The following is a 4,217-nucleotide window of genomic DNA, read 5'->3' as shown; positions in this document are numbered from 1 at the left end:
TGTCCCCGTAGAACAACTCCGCCTGCTCGGTGGCCACCATGCCGGCCGCCACCGCATTGACCCGCACCTTGGGTGCCCACTCCACCGCCAAAGTCGCCGTCAGGCTGTCCACTCCGGCCTTCGCCGCCCCGTACGCGGCGGTCCCCGGTGAGGGACGGCGTCCGCTGACACTGGAGATCGAGATGATCGAGCCTCCGCTGTCCTGACGCTGCATGACGGCGTTGGCGGCCAGCGAGACGTACAGCATTCCCAGCAGATTGAGTTCGACGACCTTCTGATGGAATCGTGGCGACGCTTCGGCGGCCAGGGCGTAGGGGGCTCCGCCGGCGTTGTTGACCACCACGTCCAGTCGGTGATGCCGGTCCACGATCGTGTCGATCAGCGCGGATACCGAGTCTGGTTCCCGAACGTCGCACGGGTGGAACTCATACGGTGAGCCCTCGACCGCGCGGCGTGCGCAGGTGACGACGGTGGCGCCCTGTGCGGCGAAGACGCCGCTGACACCGGCGCCCACGCCCCGCACCCCGCCGGTCACCAGCACGATCCGGCCGTCGAGACCGAGGTTTAGCGGGCCTACCACTGTGCTAGCGTACCAAGCAAGTGCTTGCTTAGGTTTCGTGACCGGCCGCCAGGAGTCCCATGACGATCACGTCGTCCACCGTCGAACCCGGCATCGTCGCGGTAACCGTCGACTACCCGCCGGTCAACGCGATCCCGTCGCGAGGCTGGTTCGAACTGGCCGACACCATCACCGCGGCCGGGCGCGACCACGCCACCCACGTGGTGATCCTGCGCGCCGAGGGCCGCGGGTTCAACGCCGGCGTGGACATCAAGGAGATGCAGCGCACCACCGGGTTCACCGCACTGATCGACGCGAACCGGGGTTGCTATGCGGCGTTCAAAGCCGTCTACGAGTGCGAGGTTCCGGTTGTCGCCGCGGTCAACGGTTTCTGCGTGGGTGGCGGAATCGGCCTGGTGGGCAATGCCGATGTGATCGTGGCGTCCGACGATGCGGTTTTCGGTCTGCCCGAGGTGGAGCGCGGGGCACTCGGCGCTGCCACCCATCTCTCCCGGCTGGTGCCCCAGCACATGATGCGGCGGTTGTTCTTCACCGCGGCGACAGTCGACGCCGCCACGCTTCACCAGTTCGGTTCGGTCCACGAGGTGGTGCCGCGGCCGGAACTCGACGAGGCCGCCCTTCGGGTGGCCCGGGATATCGCGGCCAAGGACACCCGGGTGATCCGGGCCGCCAAGGAGGCGCTGAATCTCATTGACGTCCAACGGGTCAACTCCAGCTATCGGATGGAGCAGGGCTTCACCTTCGAGCTGAACCTGTCCGGGGTGTCCGATGAACTGCGTGATGATTTCGCGGGCACGAAGAAGTCACACGACTCGCATGAGTCGTCGAGGGCTGCACACCGATGAGGGATAAGCGGACCACCCTCGACGACGCGGTCGCAGGCATCGAGAGCGGAATGACCATCGGCATCGGTGGCTGGGGCTCACGACGCAAGCCCATGGCGTTCGTCCGCGCCCTACTGCGCACGAAAGCCACCGACCTGACCGTGGTCACCTACGGGGGCCCCGACCTCGGCCTGCTGTGCTCGGCGGGCAAGGTGGCCAAGGTCTACTACGGCTTCGTGTCCCTGGACTCGCCGCCGTTCTACGACCCGTGGTTCTCCCGGGCCCGCACCACCGGGGCGATCGTGGCCCGCGAGATGGACGAGGGGATGCTGCGCTGTGGATTACAGGCTGCCGCGCAGCGGCTTCCCTTCCTGCCCACCCGTGCCGGTCTGGGCAGTTCGGTGCCCGACTTCTGGGAAGGGGAGTTGAAGACCGTGCGCTCCCCGTACCCGACCGGCCCGGGTCACGAGGAACTGATCGCGATGCCGGCCCTACGTCTGGATGTGGCGTTCGTCCACCTCAATCTCGGCGACCGGCACGGCAACGCCGCCTACACGGGTATCGATCCCTACTTCGACGACCTCTTCCTGATGGCCGCCGACCGCCGCTACCTGTCGGTGGAGCGGGTGGTGCCGACCGAAGAGCTCGTCAAAGCCGTCCCAGCGCAGGCATTGCTGGTCAACCGCATGATGGTCGACGCGGTCGTCGAAGCACCCAACGGTGCCCACTTCACCACCGCGGCGCCGGACTACGGACGCGACGAGACGTTCCAGCGCCACTACGCCCAGGCCGCCGACGATGAGGCCGGCTGGGCAGAGTTCGTCGCGACCTTCCTGTCCGGCAGTGAGGCGGACTACCAAGCGGCGGTGCGCAGTTTCTCCGACCGGGAGCACTCATGATCACCGTCAGCCGTGCAGAGGTCTGCGTCGTCGCGTGCGCCGAACTGTTCCGCGACGCCGGCGAGATCATGGTCAGCCCGATGACCACCGTCGCCTCCGTCGGAGCTCGGCTGGCCCGGCTGACGTTCGCCCCCGACATCCTGCTCACCGACGGCGAGGCGCAGCTTCTCGCCGACACCCCGGCCATCGGGCAATCCGGGGCCGTCGAGGGCTGGATGCCGTTCGGCCGCGTCTTCGAGACGCTGGCCTGGGGGCGCCGCCATGTCGTGATGGGCGCCAACCAAATCGACCGCTACGGCAACCAGAACCTGTCGGCGTTCGGTCCGCTGCAGCACCCGACCCGGCAGATGTTCGGGGTACGGGGTGCGCCCGGCAACACCGTCAACCATGCCACCAGCTACTGGGTGGGCAACCACTCCAAACGGGTGTTCTGCGACCGGGTTGACGTGGTCTCCGGAATCGGTTGGGACAAAGTCGATCCCGACAACCCCGCGTACCGCTTCGTCGATGTCCACCGGGTAGTGAGCAACCTGGGGGTGTTCGACTTCGGTGGCCCCGACCACACCATGCGAGCGGTCTCGCTGCATCCCGGCGTGACACCTGAGGAGGTGTGCGCCAACACCTCATTCGAGATTTCCGGCCTGGACACGGCCGAACCCACCCGTCTTGCGACGGGTGAGGAATTGGAGATCATCCACCGGATTGATCCGAAGGCATTGCGCGACAAAGAGGTCAAGCTATGAGAATCCATACCGCTCTTACCCGTCTAGTCGGAATCGAACACCCGGTGGTCCAAACCGGCATGGGCTGGGTGGCCGGTGCCCGGCTGGTCTCGGCCACCGCGAACGCCGGCGGTCTGGGCATCCTGGCGTCGGCGACGATGACGGTCGACGAACTCGCCGAAGCTATCGCCAAAGTCAAAGCGGCCACCGACAAACCGTTCGGGGTCAACATCCGGGCCGACGCCGCCGACGCCGGCGACCGGGTGGAACTCATGATCCGCGAGGGCGTCAAAGTGGCGTCGTTCGCGCTGGCCCCCAAACCGGAACTCATCTCCCGACTCAAAGAGGCCGGCTCGGTGGTGGTTCCCTCGGTGGGAGCCGCCAAGCACGCCCGCAAGGTCGCGGCGTGGGGCGCCGATGCGGTGATCGTGCAGGGCGGGGAGGGCGGCGGACACACCGGGCCGGTGCCAACCACACTGCTGCTGCCTTCGGTGCTCGACGCGCTCGAGGGCACCGACATCCCCGTGGTGGCCGCGGGCGGCTTCTTCGACGGCCGGGGTTTGGCCGCAGCACTATCCTACGGGGCCGCCGGGGTCGCGATGGGCACCCGGTTTCTGCTGACCAGCGACTCCACCGTCCCGGATGCGGTCAAGCAGCGGTATCTTCAGGCCGCCCTCGACGGAACGGTCGTCTCGACCCGGGTGGACGGCATCCCGCACCGGGTGTTGCGTACCGGGCTGGTGGAGAAGCTCGAAAGCGGCTCGCGTGTCAGAGGTTTCACCGCAGCGATGCTCAATGCCGCCAAGTTCAAGAAGATGTCCCAGATGAGCTGGGCGTCGATGGTCCGCGACGGCCTGGCCATGCGGCACGGCAAGGACCTCACCTGGTCGCAGGTGGTGATGGCCGCCAATACCCCGATGCTGCTGAAGGCCGGTCTGGTGGACGGGAACACCAACGCCGGGGTACTGGCGTCCGGCCAAGTGGCCGGCATCATCGACGACCTGCCCTCCTGTGCCGAACTGATCGACAGCATCGTCGCCGAAGCGGTCAAACATCTGCAGTCGGCGGTATCCCATATCGAGGCCTAGAGTTGGGCGGGGGACGATCACCGGGGGACGATCACCGGGGGACGATCACCGGGGGACGATCACCGGGGGACGATCACCGGGGGACGATCACCGGGGGGGAATGA

5 protein-coding genes are annotated in these 4,217 nt (G+C 67.1%); 4 read left to right on the top strand and 1 reads right to left on the bottom strand.

What is annotated here, in order from left to right:
• A partial coding sequence (locus ADBZ5N_RS17665; protein WP_526259700.1) for an SDR family oxidoreductase occupies positions 1-580 on the bottom strand: 580 nt, incomplete at its 3' end.
• Positions 581-639: 59 nt separating this feature from the next.
• On the opposite strand from ADBZ5N_RS17665, the gene echA20 reads away from it, so the two are divergent.
• Genes echA20 through ipdC form a run of 4 tightly spaced genes read left to right on the top strand, consistent with a single transcriptional unit; the run spans position 640 to position 4,113 of the window.
• Positions 640-1,425, top strand: coding sequence for a (7aS)-7a-methyl-1,5-dioxo-2,3,5,6,7,7a-hexahydro-1H-indene-carboxyl-CoA hydrolase (echA20, locus tag ADBZ5N_RS17660; protein WP_526259698.1), 786 nt, complete (start codon positions 640-642; stop codon positions 1,423-1,425).
• Positions 1,422-2,303, top strand: a complete 882-nt coding sequence (ipdA, locus tag ADBZ5N_RS17655; protein WP_526259696.1) for a cholesterol ring-cleaving hydrolase subunit IpdA — start codon at positions 1,422-1,424, stop codon at positions 2,301-2,303. The genes echA20 and ipdA overlap by 4 nt, the downstream gene beginning before the upstream one ends.
• Positions 2,300-3,046: a cholesterol ring-cleaving hydrolase subunit IpdB gene (ipdB, locus tag ADBZ5N_RS17650; RefSeq protein ID WP_526259694.1), complete on the top strand. Its 747-nt coding sequence runs from the start codon at positions 2,300-2,302 to the stop codon at positions 3,044-3,046. Before ipdA ends, ipdB begins: the two co-directional genes overlap by 4 nt.
• A complete protein-coding gene (gene ipdC / locus ADBZ5N_RS17645; RefSeq protein WP_526259692.1) occupies positions 3,043-4,113 on the top strand; it encodes a (3aS,4S,5R,7aS)-5-hydroxy-7a-methyl-1-oxo-octahydro-1H-indene-4-carboxyl-CoA dehydrogenase in 1,071 nt (356 codons plus the stop codon). The genes ipdB and ipdC overlap by 4 nt, the downstream gene beginning before the upstream one ends.
• The last annotated feature ends 104 nt before the right edge of the window (positions 4,114-4,217 follow it).

Origin of the sequence: Mycobacterium sp. (assembly GCF_044370595.1) — a bacterium.
GTDB lineage: Bacteria > Actinomycetota > Actinomycetes > Mycobacteriales > Mycobacteriaceae > Mycobacterium.
Note: the sequence above shows the minus strand (reverse complement) of the source record. Positions and strands in the feature narration are given on the sequence as shown.

What these genes read in the sequence shown, in the direction of transcription:
- ipdA (WP_526259696.1), top strand. Translation starts at nt 1,422, where the DNA reads ATGAGGGATAAGCGGACCACCCTCGACGACGCGGTCGCAGGCATCGAG.
- ipdB (WP_526259694.1), top strand. Translation starts at nt 2,300, where the DNA reads ATGATCACCGTCAGCCGTGCAGAGGTCTGCGTCGTCGCGTGCGCCGAA.
- ipdC (WP_526259692.1), top strand. Translation starts at nt 3,043, where the DNA reads ATGAGAATCCATACCGCTCTTACCCGTCTAGTCGGAATCGAACACCCG.
- echA20 (WP_526259698.1), top strand. Translation starts at nt 640, where the DNA reads ATGACGATCACGTCGTCCACCGTCGAACCCGGCATCGTCGCGGTAACC.